Origin of the sequence: Pseudomonas sp. 2,4-D, assembly GCF_030418155.1 — a bacterium.
GTDB classification, from domain to species: Bacteria; Pseudomonadota; Gammaproteobacteria; order Pseudomonadales; family Pseudomonadaceae; genus Aquipseudomonas; species Aquipseudomonas alloputida.
On sequence record NZ_JAUHUI010000034.1, the window covers coordinates 45,894 to 65,963 of the forward strand.

Below are 20,070 nucleotides of genomic sequence, written 5' to 3' on the forward strand. Positions count from 1 at the left end.
TTCGCGGGTAAACCCGCTCCTACAGGGGACCGCGTTGCCTTTGTAGGAGCGGGTTTACCCGCGAAGAGGCCGGTACAGGCGAAATGCTGAGCCGAAAATGCAGAGTCGATCTGTCGCGCCCCGATCTGGAACGCGCGTGTTAGCCTAGCCGGCTACCTCTGACAAGAAGACTGCAGCCTATGACGCAAACCTCACCCATAGCGACAGATGAACCGCACCTGCAACGCAACCTGACCAACCGCCACATCCAGCTGATCGCCATCGGCGGCGCGATCGGTACCGGTCTGTTCATGGGCTCAGGCAAGACCATCAGCCTGGCCGGGCCATCGATCATCTTCGTCTACATGATTATCGGCTTCATGCTGTTCTTCGTCATGCGCGCCATGGGCGAACTGCTGCTGTCGAACCTGAACTACAAATCGTTCATCGACTTTTCCGCCGATCTGCTCGGCCCCTGGGCCGGCTACTTTACTGGCTGGACCTACTGGTTCTGCTGGGTGGTCACCGGCATTGCCGACGTGGTCGCGATCGCCGCCTACACGCAGTTCTGGTTCCCCGACCTGCCGCAGTGGATACCGGCGCTGACCTGCGTAGGGCTGCTGCTGTCGCTGAACCTGGTTACAGTGAAAATGTTCGGCGAAATGGAGTTCTGGTTCGCCCTGATCAAGATCGTTGCCATCCTCGGTCTGGTCGCTACCGGCCTGTACATGGTCATCACCGGCTTCACCTCGCCCAGCGGGCGCACCGCCCAGCTGGCCAACCTGTGGAATGACGGCGGCATGTTCCCCCATGGCCTGATGGGCTTCTTCGCCGGTTTCCAGATCGCCGTGTTCGCCTTCGTCGGCATCGAGCTGGTGGGTACCACCGCCGCCGAAGCGAAGAACCCGGAACGCACCCTGCCGCGGGCGATCAATTCGATCCCGATCCGCATCATCGTGTTCTATGTGCTGGCGCTGATCGCGATCATGGCCGTGACCCCGTGGCGCGACGTGGTGCCAGGCAAGAGCCCATTCGTTGAGTTGTTCGTGCTGGCAGGCCTGCCGGCGGCAGCGAGCATCATCAACTTCGTGGTGCTGACCTCGGCGGCTTCGTCGGCCAACAGCGGCGTATTCTCCACCAGCCGCATGCTCTACGGCCTGTCGCAGGAAGGTGACGCGCCCAAGGCCTTTGAAAAACTGTCGAGCCGTTCGGTGCCGGCCAACGGCCTGTACTTCTCGTGCACCTGCCTGTTGCTCGGTGCAGTGCTGATCTACCTGGTGCCGAACGTGGTCGAGGCGTTCACCCTGGTCACCACCGTGTCGGCGGTACTGTTCATGTTCGTGTGGACGCTGATCCTGCTGTCATACCTGAAGTACCGCAAAAACCGCGCGGCGCTGCACCAGGCATCGAACTACAAGATGCCGGGCGGGCGCTTCATGTGCTACGTGTGCCTGTCGTTCTTTGCGTTCATCCTGGTGTTGCTGAGCCTGGAAGCGGATACGCGTTCAGCGCTGGTGGTGACACCAATCTGGTTTGTCGTGCTGGCAGTGACCTACCAGCTCGTACGCAGCAGGCGCCATCCCCGCACGGCCGTGCGCAACGGCTGATGGCCTCGGGGGCAGCTCCCAAGAAGGCACGGTGTACACCGTCCGATGTGGGAGCGGCCTTGTGTCGCGATGGGCCGCACCGCGGCCCCAATCTTGTGCACACAAATCCATCAGGCACCAACCTGGATCCAACCAACGCCCCAACACCTCGCACAGCCCCTCTAAACCGCACCTTTCGCCACTAGGCACACCCCTTGCAACGCCCTCCCCGCTTGCCCAACACCATAAAAAACTCAGCGGAGAGAGCACATGAAGCGTCGCAGTCTGATCAAGGCCCTTACCCTCAGCGCATCGATTGCGGCGATGGGCCTGAGCTGGAGTATCCAGGCCGCCGAGACCATCAAGGTCGGTATCCTGCATTCGCTTTCCGGGACCATGGCCATTTCCGAGACATCGCTCAAGGACATGGCGCTGATGACCATCGAGCAGATCAACGCCAAGGGTGGCGTGAACGGCAAGATGCTGGAACCGGTGGTGGTCGACCCGGCGTCCAACTGGCCGCTGTTCGCTGAAAAGAGCCGCCAACTGCTGACCCAGGACAAAGTGGCCGTGGTGTTCGGCTGCTGGACCTCCGTGTCGCGCAAGTCCGTTCTGCCCGTGTTCGAAGAACTCAACGGCCTGCTGTTCTACCCGGTGCAGTATGAGGGCGAAGAGATGTCGCCGAACGTGTTCTACACAGGCGCCGCCCCGAACCAGCAAGCGATCCCGGCCGTGGAATACCTGATGAGCGAGGACGGCGGCAGCGCCAAGCGCTTCTTCCTGTTGGGCACCGACTACGTCTACCCGCGCACCACCAACAAGATCCTGCGCGCATTCCTGCACAGTAAAGGCGTGGCCGACAAGGACATCGAAGAGGTGTACACACCGTTTGGCCACGCTGATTACCAGACCATTGTCGCCAGCATCAAAAAGTTCTCTGCCGGCGGCAAGACCGCTGTCATTTCCACAGTCAATGGTGACTCCAACGTGCCGTTCTACAAGGAACTGGCCAACCAGGGCCTGAAGGCCACCGACGTGCCGGTCGTGGCCTTCTCGGTGGGCGAGGAGGAACTGCGCGGCATCGACACCAAACCGCTCGTGGGCCACCTGGCGGCATGGAACTACTTCGAATCGGTGGATAACCCGGTCAACCAGAAGTTTGTCGCCGACTGGAAGGCCTACGCCAAGGCCAAGGGCCTGCCAGGTGCCGACAAGGCCGTGACCAACGACCCCATGGAAGCCACCTATGTAGGCATCCACATGTGGGCGCAAGCGGTGGAGAAAGCCAAGTCCACCGACGTCGACAAGGTGCGTGAAGCACTGGCCGGACAGAGCTTCGAGGCACCGTCGGGCTTCACCCTGACCATGGACAAGACCAACCACCACCTGCACAAGCCGGTGATGATTGGCGAGATTCAGGATGACGGGCAGTTCAGCGTGGTGTGGGAAACCGAGCAGCCACTGCGGGCGCAGCCATGGAGCCCGTTCATTCCGGGCAATGACAAGCGGCCAGATTACGCCGTGAAAGGTAACTGAGTGCATGGGGCTGCTTTGCAGCCCATTCGCGGGTGAACCCGCTCCTACAGGATCCCCACCGGTGAAATCCCTGTAGGAGCGGGTTTACCCGCGAAGAATCCAACACCGATTCCCAGGATTGCCCGCATGCTCAGACTCCTGCTCACCCTCCTGCTGCTAATCCCCCTGGCAACCCACGCCAGCGAGGGCGAATTCTTTCTCACCGCCAAGCCCGCCGAGCAGGCCAGCCTGCTCGAAGGCTGGGCAGCACAACCCGATGCCGCGCGCCTGCCGCTGCTGGAAAACCTGCGCCAAGGCCGCATCGCTGCCGACGACACCCGCAAGGTGCGCCTGAACAACCGCCTGCGCGGCATGATCGACAACGCCCTGGCCAGCCATCAGTTGCTCAGCGACAACATCGACACCCGCCTGGCCGCCGCCCAGCAATTGCAGAAAAGCGCACAACCCGCGCAAATGGCCTTCCTCGACCGGCGCTTCGCCGCCGAGCCGGACGCCGCCGTACAGGCCGCCCTCGGCCTGGCCCTGGCCAACCTGCAACTGGGCGCCAGCGAGCCAGCAGTGCGCCTGGCCGCCGTGCGCCTGTTAGGTGAAACTGGCGACCCGCTGGCCCGCACCCGCCTCGAAGCCCTGCTGCAGCCCGATGCGGAACGCGACCCGGGCGTGCGCACAGCCGCCGAAACAAGCCTGGCCCAGGTCAAGCGCAAACTGCTGGTAGGCGAACTGCTCGGCCAGGCCTTCAGCGGCCTGTCGCTGGGTTCGGTCCTGCTACTGGCAGCGCTGGGCCTTGCGATCACCTTCGGCCTGCTTGGGGTGATCAACATGGCCCATGGCGAGATGCTGATGCTCGGCGCTTACAGTACCTACATGGTCCAGGTACTGCTGCAGCGCTTTGCCCCAGGCGCCATCGAGTTCTACCCGCTGATTGCCCTGCCGGTGGCCTTCGCCGTCAGTGCCGGGGTAGGCATGGCGCTGGAGCGCACGGTTATCCGCCACCTGTACGGCCGCCCACTGGAAACCCTGCTGGCCACCTGGGGTATCAGCCTGATCCTGATCCAGGCCATTCGCCTGCTGTTCGGCGCGCAGAACGTCGAGGTGAGCAACCCGGCCTGGCTGTCCGGCGGCATCCAGCTGCTGCCCAACCTGGTGCTGCCATACAACCGCCTGGTCATCATCGGCTTCGCCCTGGCCGTGGTGCTGCTCACCTGGCTGCTGCTCAACCGTACCCGGTTGGGCCTGAACGTGCGCGCAGTCACCCAGAACCGCAACATGGCCGCCTGCTGCGGCGTGTCCACCGGGCGCGTCGACATGCTCGCCTTTGGCCTTGGCTCGGGCATCGCCGGGCTCGGTGGCGTGGCATTGAGCCAGGTGGGCAATGTCGGCCCGGACCTGGGCCAGAGCTACATCATCGATTCGTTCCTGGTGGTGGTGCTCGGCGGCGTCGGGCAACTGGCCGGTAGCCTCTGGGCCGCGTTCGGCCTGGGCATCGCCAACAAGCTGCTGGAGCCGCAGATCGGTGCCGTACTCGGCAAGATCCTCATCCTTGCGTTGATCATTCTGTTCATCCAGAAACGCCCGCAAGGCCTGTTCGCCCTAAAGGGACGGGTAATCGACTGATGAACCAGCCACTGCTTGTCACTGCTACGCAAAAGGCCGGCCCACGCCTGACCCTTGCCATCGGTGCCGTCGTCGTCCTGCTGCTGGTGGCTTTGCCACTGTGCTCACTGCTGCCGGCAGATCATGCCCTGCACGTGTCGGCCTACACCCTGACCCTGGTCGGCAAGATTCTCTGTTACGCCATCGTCGCCCTGGCTCTGGACCTGGTCTGGGGCTATGCCGGGCTGTTGTCCCTGGGCCATGGCCTGTTCTTCGCCCTGGGCGGCTATGCCATGGGCATGTACCTGATGCGGCAGGCCGCCGGCGAAGGCCTGCCCGGGTTCATGACCTTCCTGTCGTGGACCGAGCTGCCCTGGTACTGGGCCGGTACCCAGCATTTCGCCTGGGCCCTGTGCCTGGTGGTGCTGGCGCCCGGGCTGCTGGCGCTGGTGTTCGGCTGGTTCGCCTTCCGCTCGCGGATCAAGGGCGTGTACTTCTCGATCATGACCCAGGCCCTGACCTTTGCCGGCATGCTGCTGTTCTTCCGCAACGAAACCGGCTTCGGCGGCAACAACGGCTTCACCAGCTTCCGCACCATCCTCGGCTTCGACATTGCAGCCCAGGGCACCCGCGCGGTGTTGTTCCTGCTGACCGTGGGCCTGCTGCTGGCCAGCCTGTACCTGTGCTGGTGCCTGACCCGCAGCAAGTTCGGCCGCCTGCTCACCGCGGTGCGTGACGCTGAAAACCGCATGATGTTCTGTGGCTACGACCCGCGCGGCTTCAAGCTGCTGGTGTGGGTACTGAGCGCCGTGCTGTGCGGCCTGGCCGGTGCGCTGTACGTGCCGCAGGTGGGCATCATCAACCCCAGCGAGATGTCGCCGACCAACTCGATCGAAGCCGCCGTCTGGGTAGCCTTGGGCGGGCGCGGCACGCTGATCGGCCCGCTGCTCGGTGCCGGCCTGGTCAATGGCATGAAAAGCTGGTTCACCGTGGCCTTCCCCGAGTTCTGGCTGTTCTTCCTCGGCGCGTTGTTCATCCTCGTTACCCTGTACCTGCCCAAGGGCGTGGTCGGCCTGTTGAAGAAAAGGAGCCAGCCATGAGAGGCGTGCCCCCAGTCCACCCGGAGTTCATGCTGGAACCGGTATTCGACAACCTCGGCGCCGGGCGCGATGCCATCGGCCTGGGCCACAGCCGCAAGGCCGGCCTGGATACCCGGCACGGTACGGTGCTGAGCCTGGAAGACATCAGCGTCAGCTTCGATGGCTTCAAGGCGCTCAACACGCTGAACCTGTACATCGGGGTGGGCGAGCTGCGCTGCATCATCGGCCCCAACGGCGCCGGCAAGACCACGATGATGGACGTAATCACCGGCAAGACCCGCCCCGACAGCGGCACGGCTTACTTCGGCGACACCCTCGACCTGACCCGCATGAGCGAATACCAGATCGCCCAGGCCGGCATTGGCCGCAAGTTCCAGAAGCCCACAGTGTTCGAAGCGCTGACCGTGTTCGAGAACCTGGAACTGGCGCTGAAGACCGACAAGTCGGTGTGGGCCAGCCTGGCCGCGCGCCTGAGCGGTGACCAGCGCCAGCGCATCGAGGACGTGCTGACCACCCTACGCCTGCTGCCGCTGGCCCAGCGCCAGGCCGGCTTGCTGTCGCATGGGCAGAAGCAGTTTCTGGAGATCGGCATGCTGCTGGTGCAGGAGCCGCAACTGCTGCTACTGGATGAACCGGTGGCCGGCATGACCGATGCCGAGACCGAATTTACCGCCGAGCTGTTCAAGGGCCTGGCCGGCAAGCATTCGCTGATGGTGGTGGAACATGACATGGGCTTCGTCGGCAGCATTGCCGACCATGTGACCGTGCTGCACCAGGGGAGCGTGCTGGCGGAAGGCTCGCTGGAGCAGGTGCAGGCAGATGAGCGGGTGGTCGAGGTGTATCTGGGCCGGTGACCGGATTTGAATTTTTGGCGCCTGTGCCGGCCTCTTCGCGGGCAAGCCCGCTCCTACGACGGGAACCGCCCCCTGGCATTACGCCCACTGTAGAGCGGGTTTACCCGCGAAGAGGCCGGGCCAGGCACAGCATCCCTTTCAGGAACTCTCACATGCTCAAGATCGACACCCTGCACCAGTACTACGGCGGCAGCCACATCCTGCGAGGCCTGTCCTTCGAAGCCAAGGTCGGCGAAGTGACCTGCCTGCTGGGCCGCAACGGCGTGGGCAAGACCACCTTGCTGCGCTGCCTGATGGGCCTGGTGCCCGCCCGCGATGGCAGCATCGAATGGGAAGGCAAGCCGATCACCGCGTTCAAACCACAGCAACGGGTACAGGCCGGCATCGCCTACGTGCCCCAGGGCCGCGAGATCTTCCCGCGCCTCACCGTCGAGGAAAATCTGCTGATGGGCCTGTCGCGCTTCCCCGCCCGTGAAGCCCGCGAGGTACCGGCCTTCATCTACGAACTGTTCCCTGTGCTGGAGCAGATGAAACAGCGCCGCGGTGGCGACCTGTCTGGCGGCCAGCAGCAACAGCTGGCCATCGGCCGCGCCCTGGCCAGCCGCCCGCGCCTGCTGATTCTCGACGAGCCGACCGAAGGCATCCAGCCGTCGGTGATCAAGGAAATCGGCGCGGTTATCCGCCGCCTCGCCGAGCGTGGCGACATGGCGATTTTGCTGGTGGAGCAGTTCTACGACTTTGCCGAAGCGCTGGCTGACCAGTACCTGGTCATGGCCCGTGGCGAAATCATCCAGCGCGGTCGCGGCGAAAACATGCAAGCCGAAGGTGTACGCGGGCTGGTAACCATTTAATCTGCGAGCAACGACCTTGCGAGACGCTGTCATGAGCTACGAAATCCGCGATGCCCTGCCCACCGATGTGCCAGGCATACTCGACATCTACAACGACGCGGTGCTCAACACCACGGCGATCTGGAACGAAACCCCGGTGGACCTCGGCAACCGCCAGGCCTGGTTTGAAGCGCGGGCGCAGCAGGGCTACCCGATTCTGGTGGCGGTCGATGAAACCGGCGTGCTGGGGTATGCCTCGTTTGGCGACTGGCGGCCTTTCGAGGGCTTTCGCCTGACCGTTGAGCACTCGGTGTACGTGCGCAGCGACCAGCGTGGCAAAGGGCTCGGGCCGGAGTTGATGGCGGCGCTGGTCGAACGCGCGCGCGGATGTGGCAAGCATGTGATGGTGGCAGCGATCGAGCGTGGCAATGCAGCGTCGGTGCGCCTGCATGAGCGGCTGGGCTTCGTGGTGACCGGCCAGATGCCGCAGGTGGGTGTAAAGTTTGGCCGCTGGCTTGATCTGACCTTCATGCAACTGGTGCTGAACCCGGGCGCCGAACCAACCTGAAATGCGCGCCATTGGGGGAGCGGCCTTGTGTCGCGAACGGCTGCAAAGCAGCCCCGGCAATTTTGCGGTGGAGCAAAGATCTGGGGCTGCTGCACAGCCCATCGCGACACAAGGCCGCTCCCACAGATGCCGGCAAGGCAACTTACATCTGGATAAACCGGCCCAGCCGCTGCTTCAGCATGTTGTTCTCACTGCGCAACTGCTGCACTTCCTGCAACAGCTCCAGCGCCAGCGCCACCCCTTCCCACTCAAGTTCCAGCTCCTGGTGCAGCTTCACCGCTCGTTTGGTCACCAACGGCGCCTGATCGTCAAACAGCCAGTCCTCCGGCGTTCGCCCGGAAGGTTCGACAATGCCGTGTTCGACGATTTCGATCACGCATTCAGCCGTGACATCGGCTTCCTGACACAGGGTACGCATGTCCAGTTGAACGATCAGGGTGCTGCTCATGATCACTTACTCCATTGTGTCCTCGGGTTGAACGCAGCTTTCTCGGAAAGCTTGGTCCAAAGTTCGCGGGCAGATTCGTCAGACGCGGGCGGCATGACCACCTTGAGCTGCGCATAAAGGTTGCCGCGCTCTCCTTGCTTGTTCGCCAGGCCCTTGCCCGGTACACGCAGGCGCTGGCCGCTCTGGCTGTCAGGACGGATGGTCAGGTTGATCTTGCCATCCAGGGTCGGAACCGCCACCTTGGCGCCCAAGGCCGCCTCCCACGGTGCCAACGGCACAGTGATGATCAGGTCATGACCTTCGACATCGAACAGCGGGTGCGGTGCCATGCGGATGGTCAGGAACAGGTCACCGTTGGCCCCGCCACCGCTGCCCGGCGCGCCCTGGCCCTTGAGGCGGATGCGCTCGCCGTCGGTCACCCCAGCCGGAATCCTCACGTTCAAGGTCTTGGTGGTGAAGCCGGTGCGCTGGCCCATGGCATTGGTTTGCGGCACCTGGAAGCTGATCTGCTTGGACTCCTTGCTCAGGGTCTCTTCAAGGAACACTGCCAGTTCAAGCTCCACGTCCTGCCCCCGCCTGCCAGCACTGCGTTGCTGCTGCCGGGCGCCACCGAAGGGGTTGCCACCCGCACTGCGCCCACCGAAGATCGAGCTGAAGAAGTCGGAGAAGTCGCCGCCTTCGAAGCCGCCGCCACCGCCGCGGTTTTCCCAGCCCGGTGGTGCCTGGAACGGCCGGCCATGCTGGCCGCCGTACTTGCGGATTTCATCGAACTCGGCACGTTTTTGCGCGTCGCCCAGCACCTCATAGGCCTCGTTGGCCTCCTTGAATTTCTCCTCGGCGTCGCGCTCCTTACTGACATCAGGGTGATACTTGCGCGCCAGTTTGCGGTACGCGGCCTTGATCGCCTTGTCGTCCGCAGTGGGCTCTACGCCGAGTATCTTGTAATAGTCTTTGAAGTCCATTTATGGATCACCAATGTGAATGTGCATGTTGCAACTGAAGATAGGGGTCAAGCATAGCCTTTCAAGACCGACTTGGGTTTGCCTCAAGGCAGACGACTGGTCTTGATTCTGTAGCCAACTGGCATACACTGCGCGGCCGTTTTGCCTCCGGAAGCCCATTTCCCATGTCTGACGTATCCCCGGCCCGCGCCCTGGGCATCGACTTTGGCACCTCCAACTCCACCGTCGGTTGGCATCGGCCTGGCGTCGAGTCGCTGATAGCCCTGGAAGACGGCAAGATCACCTTGCCCTCGGTGGTGTTCTTCAATATCGAAGAGCGGCGCCCGGTGTATGGCCGCCTGGCGCTGCACGAGTACCTGGAAGGCTACGAAGGCCGCCTGATGCGCTCGCTGAAAAGCCTGCTGGGCTCGAAGCTGATCAAGCACGACACCAGCGTGCTGGGCAGCGCCCTGCCGTTCAAGGACCTGCTGGGCATGTTCATCGGCGAGCTCAAGAAGCGCGCTGAGGCCGCCGCTGGCCGTGAATTCGACCAGGTGGTGCTGGGCCGCCCGGTGTTCTTCGTCGACGAAGACCCGGCTGCCGACCAGGAGGCCGAGGACACCTTGGCCGAAGTGGCGCGCAAAATCGGCTTCAAGGACGTGTCGTTCCAGTACGAACCGATTGCCGCGGCCTTCGACTATGAGTCGAGCATCAGCCGCGAAGAGCTGGTGCTAATCGTCGACATCGGCGGTGGTACCTCGGACTTTACACTCATCCGTCTGTCGCCCGAGCGCCATCGGGTTGCCGAGCGACAAAGCGACATCCTCGCCACGGGCGGTGTGCACATTGGCGGTACCGACTTCGACAAGCAACTGAGCCTTCAGGGCGTGATGCCGTTGTTTGGCTATGGCAGCCGCATGAAGAGCGGTGCGCTGATGCCGACCAGCTACCACCTCAACCTGGCCACCTGGCACACCATCAACGCCTTGTATTCGCAGAAGTCACAGTTGGCGCTGGGCAGCATGCGCTATGACATCGAGGACAGCTTCGGTATCGATCGCCTGTTCAAATTGATCGAACAACGCGCCGGGCACTGGCTGGCGATGGAAGTGGAAGCCAGCAAGATCGAGCTGACCGAGCATGACAGCCGCCACATCGACCTGCGCCGCGTCGAGCCCGAGCTGACTGCGGAACTGACCCGCGCGCTGTTCGAAGAGGCGATCGAAGGCTTGCTGGAGCGCGTGCGCGGTAGCGTGACCGAACTGCTGGCCAAGGCTGGGGTAAGCGAAGACCAAGTCGATACGGTGTTCTTCACCGGTGGTTCAAGCGGCATTCCGGCGCTGCGCAACAGTGTTTCGGCGATGCTGCCGAATGCGCGGCATGTGGAAGGCAACATCTTTGGCAGCATTGGTAGCGGGCTGGCCATCGAGGCGCGCAAGCGTTACGGCGCGGCCTGATTTGTCTTTTAGCCTGTAGCCGCGAACGGGCCGGGCCTGCTGGCCAATCTCCACCCGCCGTTCACCGTTGCCGCCGCTACCGTATTCGCGGGTAAACCGGTCCTACACACCGATCGGGGGGGACACACATCGGTGATTGGCCGCAGGCCGTCGTAGGAGCGGGTTTACCCGCGAAAGGGCCGGTACAGGCCAATACATGATCAGACCAGCTCCGCCCGCTTCAGCTCGCTCTTCAGATAGGCATAGTAGATGGGCCCCGCCACAACACCAGGCAGCCCGAACGCCGCCTCGAATACCAGCATCGCCAGCAGCAATTCCCACGCCTTGGCACTGATCTGCCCACCCACGATCCGCGCGTTGAGGAAGTACTCGATCTTGTGGATGACGACCAGGTAACCCAGCGCCGCTGCCGCCACCCAGATCGACAGCGACAGGCCGACGATGGTGATCAAGGTGTTGGACATCAGGTTGCCGATCACCGGCAGCAAGCCCAGCAGGAAGGTCAGCACGATCAGCGTCTTGGTCAGCGGCAGGTGTACGTCGAACAGTGGCATCACCACGGCCAGAAAAATGCCGGTGAAGATTGTATTGAGCAGCGAGATCTTGATTTGCGCGAACACGATGTTGCGAAACGCCTTCACCAGCAGGCTAAGACGTTCGAACAGCGCCGCCGCCAGGGGCTTGCGCCGGGAAATATCGGGAATGCGCTGCAAAGCGATGATGGCGCCGAGGATCATGCCGATGAGCATCGTCACAAACATGTGCGCCATGCCCTTGCCCACCAGCTGCAAATCGCTCAGATGGCTCTTGATCCAGTCGCCGATGGCCACCTTGAACTCTGCGGCACTGGCAGGCAGGTAACCCTCGATGAAAGGGGGCAACTGGCTGCGGGCTCGCTCGACCAAGGCCATGAACTTGTCCAGCGAGGCGCCGGGGTTTTCCGCCTCGTGCAGCAGGAAGCTGAAGGCACCGGCAATCAGCAGTGTCAGGGTGCTGACCACCAGCGTGCCGAGTAGCGCCACGGCCAGCCAGCGCGCGCGTTGGCCAGCAAGAAGCGGTTGCAGGCGCGGGGTCAGCATGTTGACCAGTTCGAACACCAGCAGACCGGCCAGCAGGCTGGGCAGCAACTTCAGGGGCAAAGCCAGCAGCAGCCCGGCCATGACGATGATCAGGCTGGCCAGGGTGATCTGACGGGGGGTAAAGGTCATACAGGCTCGACGGCAGACAGCGGGAATGCCGCAGTCTGCCAGCCTTGGCGGCGCAGGCATAGGCGCAGGTCATTTCTTCTTCAGGCAATCGCTCATGAAGGCCTTGCGCTCATCCCCCTTGAGGGCTTTGGTGGTGGCGTCAGCATTGCAGGTCTTCATTTTCTCTTGCTGGGTTTGTGGCACATCCTTTTTCAGGCACGTGCTCATGAACGCTTTGCGTTCATCGCCCTTGAGGGCCTTGGCAGTGGCGTCGGCGTTGCAGGTTTTCATTTTTTCCTGCTGCGCGGTATTGGCAGCGAAACCTTGGGCACTGAACAACACCGCCAGCGCCAGTAACGGGATTTGCAGCACTTTCATGGAGTGGTCTCCTTGGCTCCGCGCCCGATGCACGGGGGTCGAGCTGAGTGTAGCCAAGAATGTTCAGCGCCCCGCCCGTGCTTGCCGGCGGTACTGCTCGGGCGTACACCGGGCCTGGCGCTGGAACATGGCGATGAACGCCGAGGCGCTGCTGTAGCCAAGGTCGAAGGCGATGGTCTGAATCGGCAGGCCGGCTTCCAGCGCTTCGATTGCACGCAGAAAACGCAGGCGCACGCGCCATTCGCCAAAGCTGATGCCCAGCTCGCGCAGAAACTGGCGGGCCAAGGTGCGTTCGCTGACGTGTACGCGTGCGGCCCAGTCGGCCAGCGGGCGGTTGTCCCCCGGCTCGGCGCTGAGCGCGTCGAGCACCTGGCGCAAGCCATCGCTGTGGGCAAACGGCAGGTAGCAGGCCAGGGTGGGCGCCAGCAGCAACTGGTCAAGCAGTACCTGTACCAGGCGCTGGTCACGCTCGTCCTCGGCCACCTTGAGATTGCGCCGGGCGAAGTCACCGAGGATGGCCTTGAGGATGTCACTGATCATCAGGCTGCACGGGTGCGGTGGCAGCGCTGCGCACAGGCTGCGGTCAAGATAGATGGAACGGTAGACGATGGCCTGGGGGTTGTAGCAGCCGTGCTTGGTATCGGGCGGCACCCAAACGGCGTAGTGCGGCGGTGACAGGAAGCGCTGGCCGGCCACATCCAGATGCATTACGCCGTGGGCGGTGTAGTTCAGCTGGCCCCAAGCGTGTTGGTGCACGGCGCTGTGGGTGTCAGCAACGAACTCGTCGTGGCGGAAGTACACCGGGGCCGGCAGTTGGGTGAACTGGGGTATATCGAGGTATTTGCGCGGCATGCTGTCTGCTTTGCGGGGTCGGTTGTCTGGATAGAAGTATAGGCTTGTGAACAGACATTCGATAATACAGGCCTATCGAGGGCCTGCCTTGCAGGCCCTCGCGGGCTCGCCCGCTCCCACAGGATCTGCGCCAGCCTCCAGGCCCGTGTCCCCCCGTAGGAGCGGGTTCACCCGCGAAGGGCTGCAAAGCAGCCCCAATCCAGCCCCCAACGAGTATCCTGCTGCATGAACTACCTGTTCCCCCTCACCGCCATCCTCATCTGGGCCGGCAACACCGTGGTCACCAAGATGTCCGCCGGTGCCATCCACCCTGCGGAGATCGGCTTCTACCGCTGGTTGCTGGCCGCCTTGCTGTTTACGCCGTTCCTGCTGCCCGCCGTGTGGCGCAACCGTGCAGCCATCCGCCCGCACCTGGCCAAGGTGTTCGTGCTCGGCGTGCTGGGCATGGCGATGTACCAGAGCCTGGCCTACTTCGCCGCCGGCATCACCAGTGCCACCAACATGGGCATCATCCTCTCGCTGATGCCGCTGATGTCACTGGCGCTGTCCATCGCCTGGCTGGGCCAGCGCCTGAGCTACGGTGCCCTGCTGGGCGCGGTGGTGTCATTCTTCGGCGTGCTTGAAGTGGTCAGTGCCGGCCGCCCCGCCAGCCTGCTGCAGCAAGGGCTGAACAGCGGCGACCTGTTGATGCTGGTGGCTACATTGGCCTATGCGCTGTACAGCTTCCTGCTGAAGAAATGGCAGCTGCGCCTGCCGCCGATGCAGCTGCTGTACCTGCAGGTGCTGGTGGCCATCGTCGTGTTGCTGCCGTTGTTCGTGCTGTCAGACAAGACCGGCCTGAACAGCCACAACATCGGCCTGGTCCTGTATGCCTGCGTACTGGCTTCGATGATCGCGCCGCTGGTGTGGATGCAGGCCGTGCACCGCCTGGGGCCCAGCCGCACCACACTGTTCTTCAACTTGCTGCCGCTGGTCACTGCGCTGATCGCCGCCGTGGTGCTCGACGAGCAACTGGCCAGTTACCACCTGGTCGGCGGCTTGCTGACCCTGGCCGGCGTAGTGCTGGCCGAACGCTGGACCACGCCGATCCGCCGCCAAGGCACTTGAGCTAAAGCCCCGCCGCCTTGAGCCGGGCGGCATGTTCGGTGAACAGCCGCACCGGCTCCGCGCCTTTGCCCACGGCACCGAGCGACTGGTTGACGATGTCCAGGTGATCGAGCGGGTAATCGTCGCCGATCACCTGCCCCAGGTGCGAACTGAAACGCCCGACCATGCCGTCGCAATGGCCCTTTTCCTTGATGAAACTGCGTGCGAACAGGCGGCAGAAGCGGCTGCTGCCGTCGAAGCGGTTGCGCCCCTGGTCTGTCAGGCCGGGCTGCAAGGTGCCAGACCAGGAGTAATAGCGGACGCCATTGACCTCATAGGCCCCTTCCCCACCCCAGGTTTGCGGCAGGCCCTGTGGATAAGCCTGGTTGAACAGTGCCACCCCGGCGCTGGTCAGCGACTGGTGCGAGGCGTGCACATCTACCGGCAGCGGGTCGCGACGCCAGCCGGTTTCCAGCCACACCAGCAGCACGGCAAACCCATGCAGCACGGCCTTGAGGATGCGCCCCTGGGGTGAATCGCCCGGTGCCGTGCGTTCCAGGTGGTCGGCCAGTTCAGAACCATGGTTGGGCCCGGCCACCGAGGTGACCGAAGCCACTCGCCCGGGCCGTTTGGCCGCTGCGTAACGCGCACTCAGGGCTCCTTGGCTGTGGCCGATGAGGTTGACCTTGTCGACGCCGGTACGTTGGCAGATATCGTCGATGATCGCCAGCAACTGCTCGCCGCGTACCTCGCTGGAATGCAGCGGCGAAACCTGCACCGGAAAAACCTGCGCCCCACCCTTGCGCAAGGCCGGCACAATGCCGAACCAGTAGGGGTAGAGCACCATCCGGACAAACCCGAGCATGCCCGGCACCAGCACCAGCGGGTATCGCGTGGCCAAATCCTGCTGCATTGCCGCAGCTCCTTTGCGTGTACGACGGGCCAACACTACAGCGGCCATCATGAACATCGCAATCGAACTCCTGGCGCGCGCTGTGGTTCAAAACCACACAGACCCTTTGCAAGGAGCGGGACCATGTACAAGCAGACCCTGGCAATCCTTCTGGCAAGCGCCACCCTGGCCGCCTGCGGCAGCCGCCCGGAAAACCCGGTGGATTACGTCACCTACCGCGATGAGCCGCTGGTCAAGCAGGTGGAGAACGGTATGACCATGCAGAAGGTCATCGCCATTGGCGGCAGTCCGTCGAGCGTGATCGACCTGCCGCACGGGGGCACCTGCAACGACTACATCCTCAACCGCGACGGCAAGCAGCAGCCCTATTACGTGCGCTTCGATGCCACCGGCCATGTCGATGCCAAAGGCTTCAAGACCTGCAAGCAACGCCAGGAGGACAGCGACGCCCTGCATGGCGCATAAGCCTGTGTTCCGACCCGACCCTGACCCCTGCTGGAGATAACCATGAGCAATGTTGAACTGACCGATGTGAAAACCCTGCGCGAGCGTGCACGCCAGCATGTGGAGCAAGGCGCAGTGACCGAGGGTTACCACGCCGACCGTGAACAGATCCTGCGCCTGCTTAATGAATCGCTGGCCACCGAGCTGGTCTGTGTGCTGCGCTACAAGCGCCACTACTTCATGGCCAGCGGCATCAAAGCCAGTGTGGCTGCAGAGGAATTTCTGGAACATGCCAACCAGGAAGCCGAACATGCCGACAAGCTGGCCGAGCGTATCGTACAACTGGGCGGGGAGCCGGACTTCAACCCTGACAACCTGACCAAGCACTCGCATGCCCAGTACGTGGCCGGCAACTCGTTGAAAGAGATGGTGCTGGAAGACCTGGTGGCAGAGCGGATTGCCATCGACAGCTACCGCGAGATCATTCAGTACATCGGGGATAAAGACCCGACTACCCGTCGTATCTTCGAAGATATCCTGGCGCAGGAAGAGGAGCACGCGGACGATATGTCCGACCTGTTGCAAGGCCTTTGATTTCTGACACCCTCAAGGGGCCGCTTTTGCGGCCCCTTGCTATTTCCGCGCTTTCACCGCCGCCGGCGCCTTGCCTGCCTTCATCTGCTGCAACAACGGTGTGCACTGGTTAGGGTCATCCCCGCTGCTGGGCGCAATCAGCGCCAGCAACCCAGCCGCCGGCCCTGCCACCACCCCCAGCGCAACCATCCCTGCGCCACGCAACGCCAGCGGCAATGCCTGCACACCGGCGTTCGGCTTGGCGAACGGTCCGCGCACATACAGGGGGGAACGCAGCGAGAACAACCGCAGCCCTTTCGATTCCGGGGTGATGTTCAAATCCAGTTGCTCGGAAGCGAAATTCGCCGTGCCGTCGATGTAGATGATCGCGTTCTCGGTATCGAAGATGAACAGCCGCGTAGTCGCCAGGCCATCCTTGATGCCTACATCGGCTGCCGCACAGTTGATCTTCACGTCCTCGTCACCAAACAGCTTGCCGACCACATAGTTGCCCACGTTCAACCCGGCGATTTCCATCAGGCTACGGCTGATGGCGCCATCGTTGATCAGCATGCGCAGGTCGCCACTGGCGGTACCCAGCAAGGCGGCTACCGAGTTGCCACGGCCGCTGATGTCGGCGTCGCCATTGAGCTCACCAAAGCTGGTCTGCATTGGCGCAAAGGTGGGGAACAGTTGCTTGAGCTTGAAGCCCCGCGCAGTCAACTTCGCGCGCCCCTGCAAGGGCACGCTGCGCCCGTCCAGGCGGATGTTGGAGGCAAGGCTGCCGCCGGCCACGCCAAAGCGCAGGGGCTCCAGGCGCAACAGGCCGTCTTCGAGCACCACATGGGCCGACAGGTCAGTAAACGGCAGTTGCGCGCTGTGCACGATGCGTTTGCCTGCAAAGGTGACATCAGCGTCCATTGCCCGCCAACGCTCGGTGCGAAACGCCTCCACTGGCAGCACCTTGCCTGCAGGCTGCTTGCTGGCACCGCCACGGGCCTTCTGTTCGGCATTGGAGTCGGCACCGATCAGCGGCGCCAGGTCCTTGAACAGCAACTGGTTCGATACCAGGTTGCCGGACAGTCTGGGCCGTGGCTGGCTGGCAACGAAGGCCAGGTCCCCATGGATATCGCTGTCGCCGATCTTGCCGTTGAAGCCCTGGTAATTGAACGACGCCCCTTGCGCCGCCTGCAGGTTGGCGCGTAGGTGGCCGTCGGTGGAATAGGCCGGGGTGTCAGGCAAGGTGACGCCGGTCAATGGGTAGAGGTTGCCCAGGCTGGCACCCGACAAACGCAGGCGCAGGTCGAGGGCACCAAGGTTGCGCGGGTCGGTGAGGGTACCGGCGAGCACCACATGGGTGTCGGCGATGCGCACGTCGGCCTGCAGCGGGAACGGCTGGCTGGCGTCCTGCAGGGCCAGCAGGCCACCGATCTTGCCGGTGCCGGACACTGGCTGGCCTTTGTAGCGGCCCTGAGCCTTGAGGGCGAAGGCATAGTCCTGCGCACCGCCGGCTTTCTCGGCGCTGGCCTTGCCGACAATCTCACTGAACGGGATTGGCTTGCCAAGCGGGTCAATCTGCACCTTCATGCTGGTTTTGAGGGTCTGGTCGTCGAAGCTGACGTTGCCTTGGTCAAAGCCGATGGCGCCGATGTCCAGCTGCCATTTGGAAGGTTCAGCGTTCTCATCCTTGGGGCCGAAGTCGAAGACCCAGTTGGCGCGGCCATCGGCCAGGCGAGTGAGGCTGGCAGTGGGCTTGGTGAGGTTGATGCGGGGTATGCTGATCTGCTGGAACACCAGCGGCAGCGGCGCCAGGCGAAACTCCACGCGCTCAAGGCCGACCATCTTCGGCTCCTTGAGCCACTCGGGGTTGCCCAGCGTCAGGTCTTCGGCAATGAAGTGCGGCCAAGGCACCCAGGCACGCCAGCCGCCCTCTTCGGGCTCGGTACGCCAGTGCACGGCGAGGTTGCCGTTGATCGCGAAGGGCCGATGCAAGGCTTCGGAGACCTTCTCATTGAGCAGTGGCTTGACGCGGTTCCAGTCGAAGGTGGCAATCACTACCACCAGGATCGCCAGCACGGTAAGCAGGCTGGCGAGGGTCCAGACGAGGATTCTGACGGGACGCGTCATTGCGTATTTCTCCTTGCGGCATGACAGAAAACAGGCGCAGCGATGGCCTCATAACTCCGACTGATGAAAACCCGTGAGGTTTTATCGATGGCGCCATGATAGCGAAGTTTTTCCTGGCCTCTTGCTCAGAAATTTGTCTCACCAGACTGCACATGTTACCCACCGCCAACCGGGCAAGCGGATTGCCTGCATGGCTGCAATGGCCGGAATAGACGCCCTGAAAACCTCTATCAATATGGTCGATTGTTACCATTACCCGTATGAACTTCTCTCTGGCGTTACGCGGCGTAGCATTGGCTTCGTACCCACTTTCCAGCCCCCGAGAGGAGCACCGAAATCATGAAACGCCATCTGCTGACCCTGACCCTGTCCCTTCTGGCCGCCAACGCTTTCGCCTTGCCTGCGTCCGAGCAACACCTGACATCCGAAGCGCGCTCCAGTGCAGCCGAAATTGCCCAGCCGCTGAAAACCGTAGCTGAAGGTGGTTCCGATCGACTGATCGAACGTACTGGCCGTGTCGCCGAAGGTGGCTCGGACCGCCTGATCGAACAAGCTGGCCGTGTTGCCGAAGGCGGCTCGGATCGCCTGATCGAACAAGCTGGCCGTGTTGCCGAAGGCGGCTCGGATCGCCTGATCGAACAAGCTGGCCGTGTCGCAGAAGGTGGCTCGGATCGTCTGATCGAACAAGCTGGCCGTGTCGCAGAAGGTGGCTCGGATCGTCTGATCGAACAAGCTGGCCGTGTCGCTGAAGGTGGCTCGGATCGCCTGGTTGAACTCAGCCGTGTGAGCTGATCGCCATGGCCGAAAAGAACAACTTCTGTCACAACGCTTGCTCCCCTCCAGGCCCGGTCCATTGACCGGGCTTTGTTTTTTTATCTAGAGTGCCCAGCCTGACCGTTACAGAAGCCCGCATCATGCTGCCGCGCGCCGAACAGAAGCTACAGACCCGCCAGGCCCTGCTCGATGCCGCCTGCCTGCTCATGGAGAGTGGCCGTGGTTTCGGCAGTATCAGCCTGCGCGAAGTGGCGAAAACAGCTGGCATCGTGCCGACCGGCTTCTATCGGCATTTCTCCGACATGGACGCCCTGGGCCTGGCCCTTGTCGCCGAAATCGACACCACCTTCCGCCAGACCATCCGCCTGGTGCGCCAGAACGAATTCGAACTAGGCGGCATCACCGACGCCTCGGTGCGCATCTTCCTCGACGTGGTAGCCGCCCACCGCGCGCAGTTCCTGTTCCTGGCCCGCGAGCAGTACGGCGGTGCACAGGCCGTGCGCCAGGCCATTGCCCGCCTGCGCCAGGATATCAGCGACGACCTTGCCACCGACCTTGCGCGCATGAAGCGCTGGCAACACCTGGACAGCGCCGCGCTTGCGGTGATGGCCGACCTGGTGGTGAAGACCGTGTTCGCCACCCTGCCCGAGCTTATCGACAACCCGGAAGCGGGTTATCCACAGGCCCTGACGCCGCAGGAAAAGATCACCCAGCAATTGCGCTTCATCTTTGTCGGGGCGCGACATTGGCAGGGGCTCGGCAACCCAGGCTACTGAAAACCCCACTTCTGCTACCATGGCGCCCTGCCCGACAGCGACGAGCGCCCAAATGTCCGACCCCCGCC

Annotated in this window: 20 protein-coding genes; 13 read left to right on the top strand and 7 right to left on the bottom strand. The window is 62.9% G+C overall.

The annotated features are described in order from the left end of the window. Positions 1-179 precede the first annotated feature (179 nt). The 7 genes from cycA to QYE47_RS20720 all read left to right on the top strand — a co-directional run bounded on the left by cycA (position 180) and on the right by QYE47_RS20720 (position 8,046). Positions 180-1,586, top strand: coding sequence for a D-serine/D-alanine/glycine transporter (cycA, locus tag QYE47_RS20690; RefSeq protein WP_014592562.1), 1,407 nt, complete (start codon positions 180-182; stop codon positions 1,584-1,586). 249 nt (positions 1,587-1,835) lie between these two features. Further along, positions 1,836-3,101, top strand: a complete 1,266-nt coding sequence (gene urtA, locus QYE47_RS20695; protein ID WP_003249642.1) for an urea ABC transporter substrate-binding protein — start codon at positions 1,836-1,838, stop codon at positions 3,099-3,101. A gap of 126 nt (positions 3,102-3,227) precedes the next feature. Continuing rightward, entirely contained in the window at positions 3,228-4,715 is a 1,488-nt protein-coding gene (gene urtB, locus QYE47_RS20700; RefSeq protein ID WP_172830943.1) for an urea ABC transporter permease subunit UrtB, read from the top strand. Beyond that, positions 4,715-5,794 carry an urea ABC transporter permease subunit UrtC gene (gene urtC / locus QYE47_RS20705; protein WP_019437186.1) on the top strand — a complete coding sequence of 360 codons (1,080 nt, stop codon included), beginning with the start codon at positions 4,715-4,717 and terminating at the stop codon, positions 5,792-5,794. The genes urtB and urtC overlap by 1 nt, the downstream gene beginning before the upstream one ends. Next, complete coding sequence (gene urtD, locus QYE47_RS20710) at positions 5,791-6,648, top strand: urea ABC transporter ATP-binding protein UrtD (RefSeq protein ID WP_019437187.1); 858 nt, start codon at positions 5,791-5,793, stop codon at positions 6,646-6,648. Before urtC ends, urtD begins: the two co-directional genes overlap by 4 nt. A gap of 152 nt (positions 6,649-6,800) precedes the next feature. Then, positions 6,801-7,499 carry an urea ABC transporter ATP-binding subunit UrtE gene (gene urtE, locus QYE47_RS20715; RefSeq protein ID WP_003249634.1) on the top strand — a complete coding sequence of 233 codons (699 nt, stop codon included), beginning with the start codon at positions 6,801-6,803 and terminating at the stop codon, positions 7,497-7,499. A 31-nt stretch (positions 7,500-7,530) separates the two neighbouring features. Then, positions 7,531-8,046: a GNAT family N-acetyltransferase gene (locus tag QYE47_RS20720; RefSeq protein WP_014592567.1), complete on the top strand. Its 516-nt coding sequence runs from the start codon at positions 7,531-7,533 to the stop codon at positions 8,044-8,046. Positions 8,047-8,188: 142 nt separating this feature from the next. Here QYE47_RS20720 and QYE47_RS20725 read toward each other — a convergent pair whose 3' ends face one another. Beyond that, the gene (locus QYE47_RS20725; protein ID WP_003249630.1) at positions 8,189-8,494 is read right to left on the bottom strand and encodes a chaperone modulator CbpM; all 306 of its coding nucleotides are present in this window, start codon (positions 8,492-8,494) and stop codon (positions 8,189-8,191) included. A gap of 2 nt (positions 8,495-8,496) precedes the next feature. After that, positions 8,497-9,456, bottom strand: a complete 960-nt coding sequence (cbpA, locus tag QYE47_RS20730) for a curved DNA-binding protein (RefSeq protein ID WP_019437188.1) — start codon at positions 9,454-9,456, stop codon at positions 8,497-8,499. Positions 9,457-9,620: 164 nt separating this feature from the next. Between cbpA and QYE47_RS20735 the strand changes: the two genes are divergently transcribed. Continuing rightward, positions 9,621-10,892 carry an Hsp70 family protein gene (locus tag QYE47_RS20735; protein ID WP_003249625.1) on the top strand — a complete coding sequence of 424 codons (1,272 nt, stop codon included), beginning with the start codon at positions 9,621-9,623 and terminating at the stop codon, positions 10,890-10,892. Positions 10,893-11,092: 200 nt separating this feature from the next. On the opposite strand, the gene QYE47_RS20740 is transcribed toward QYE47_RS20735, so the two are convergent. From QYE47_RS20740 to QYE47_RS20750, 3 genes are all read right to left on the bottom strand, one after another. Next, positions 11,093-12,100, bottom strand: coding sequence for an AI-2E family transporter (locus QYE47_RS20740; RefSeq protein ID WP_014592570.1), 1,008 nt, complete (start codon positions 12,098-12,100; stop codon positions 11,093-11,095). A 69-nt stretch (positions 12,101-12,169) separates the two neighbouring features. Continuing rightward, a complete protein-coding gene (locus QYE47_RS20745; protein ID WP_014592571.1) occupies positions 12,170-12,457 on the bottom strand; it encodes a PsiF family protein in 288 nt (95 codons plus the stop codon). 63 nt (positions 12,458-12,520) lie between these two features. After that, positions 12,521-13,309: a helix-turn-helix domain-containing protein gene (locus QYE47_RS20750; protein WP_070384404.1), complete on the bottom strand. Its 789-nt coding sequence runs from the start codon at positions 13,307-13,309 to the stop codon at positions 12,521-12,523. A gap of 225 nt (positions 13,310-13,534) precedes the next feature. Between QYE47_RS20750 and QYE47_RS20755 the strand changes: the two genes are divergently transcribed. Continuing rightward, a complete protein-coding gene (locus QYE47_RS20755; protein ID WP_014592573.1) occupies positions 13,535-14,416 on the top strand; it encodes a DMT family transporter in 882 nt (293 codons plus the stop codon). A 1-nt stretch (position 14,417) separates the two neighbouring features. Here QYE47_RS20755 and QYE47_RS20760 read toward each other — a convergent pair whose 3' ends face one another. Continuing rightward, on the bottom strand, positions 14,418-15,308 hold the full coding sequence (locus QYE47_RS20760) for a triacylglycerol lipase (RefSeq protein WP_012053841.1): 891 nt from the start codon (positions 15,306-15,308) through the stop codon (positions 14,418-14,420). A 123-nt stretch (positions 15,309-15,431) separates the two neighbouring features. On the opposite strand from QYE47_RS20760, the gene osmE reads away from it, so the two are divergent. Continuing rightward, a complete protein-coding gene (gene osmE, locus QYE47_RS20765; protein WP_014592574.1) occupies positions 15,432-15,773 on the top strand; it encodes an osmotically-inducible lipoprotein OsmE in 342 nt (113 codons plus the stop codon). Positions 15,774-15,815: 42 nt separating this feature from the next. Further along, a complete protein-coding gene (locus QYE47_RS20770) occupies positions 15,816-16,346 on the top strand; it encodes a bacterioferritin (RefSeq protein WP_004576962.1) in 531 nt (176 codons plus the stop codon). A 39-nt stretch (positions 16,347-16,385) separates the two neighbouring features. Here the strand turns inward: QYE47_RS20770 and QYE47_RS20775 are convergent, their stop codons facing one another. Further along, positions 16,386-18,452, bottom strand: a complete 2,067-nt coding sequence (locus tag QYE47_RS20775) for an AsmA family protein (protein WP_070384405.1) — start codon at positions 18,450-18,452, stop codon at positions 16,386-16,388. A 339-nt stretch (positions 18,453-18,791) separates the two neighbouring features. On the opposite strand from QYE47_RS20775, the gene QYE47_RS20780 reads away from it, so the two are divergent. Together QYE47_RS20780 and QYE47_RS20785 are read left to right on the top strand one after the other, a co-directional pair. Beyond that, positions 18,792-19,244 (top strand): phage infection protein, encoded by a 453-nt coding sequence (locus QYE47_RS20780; RefSeq protein ID WP_104962637.1) that lies wholly within the window; start codon positions 18,792-18,794, stop codon positions 19,242-19,244. Between the two features lie 122 nt (positions 19,245-19,366). Further along, on the top strand, positions 19,367-20,002 hold the full coding sequence (locus QYE47_RS20785) for a TetR family transcriptional regulator (protein ID WP_003249603.1): 636 nt from the start codon (positions 19,367-19,369) through the stop codon (positions 20,000-20,002). Positions 20,003-20,070 lie beyond the last annotated feature (68 nt).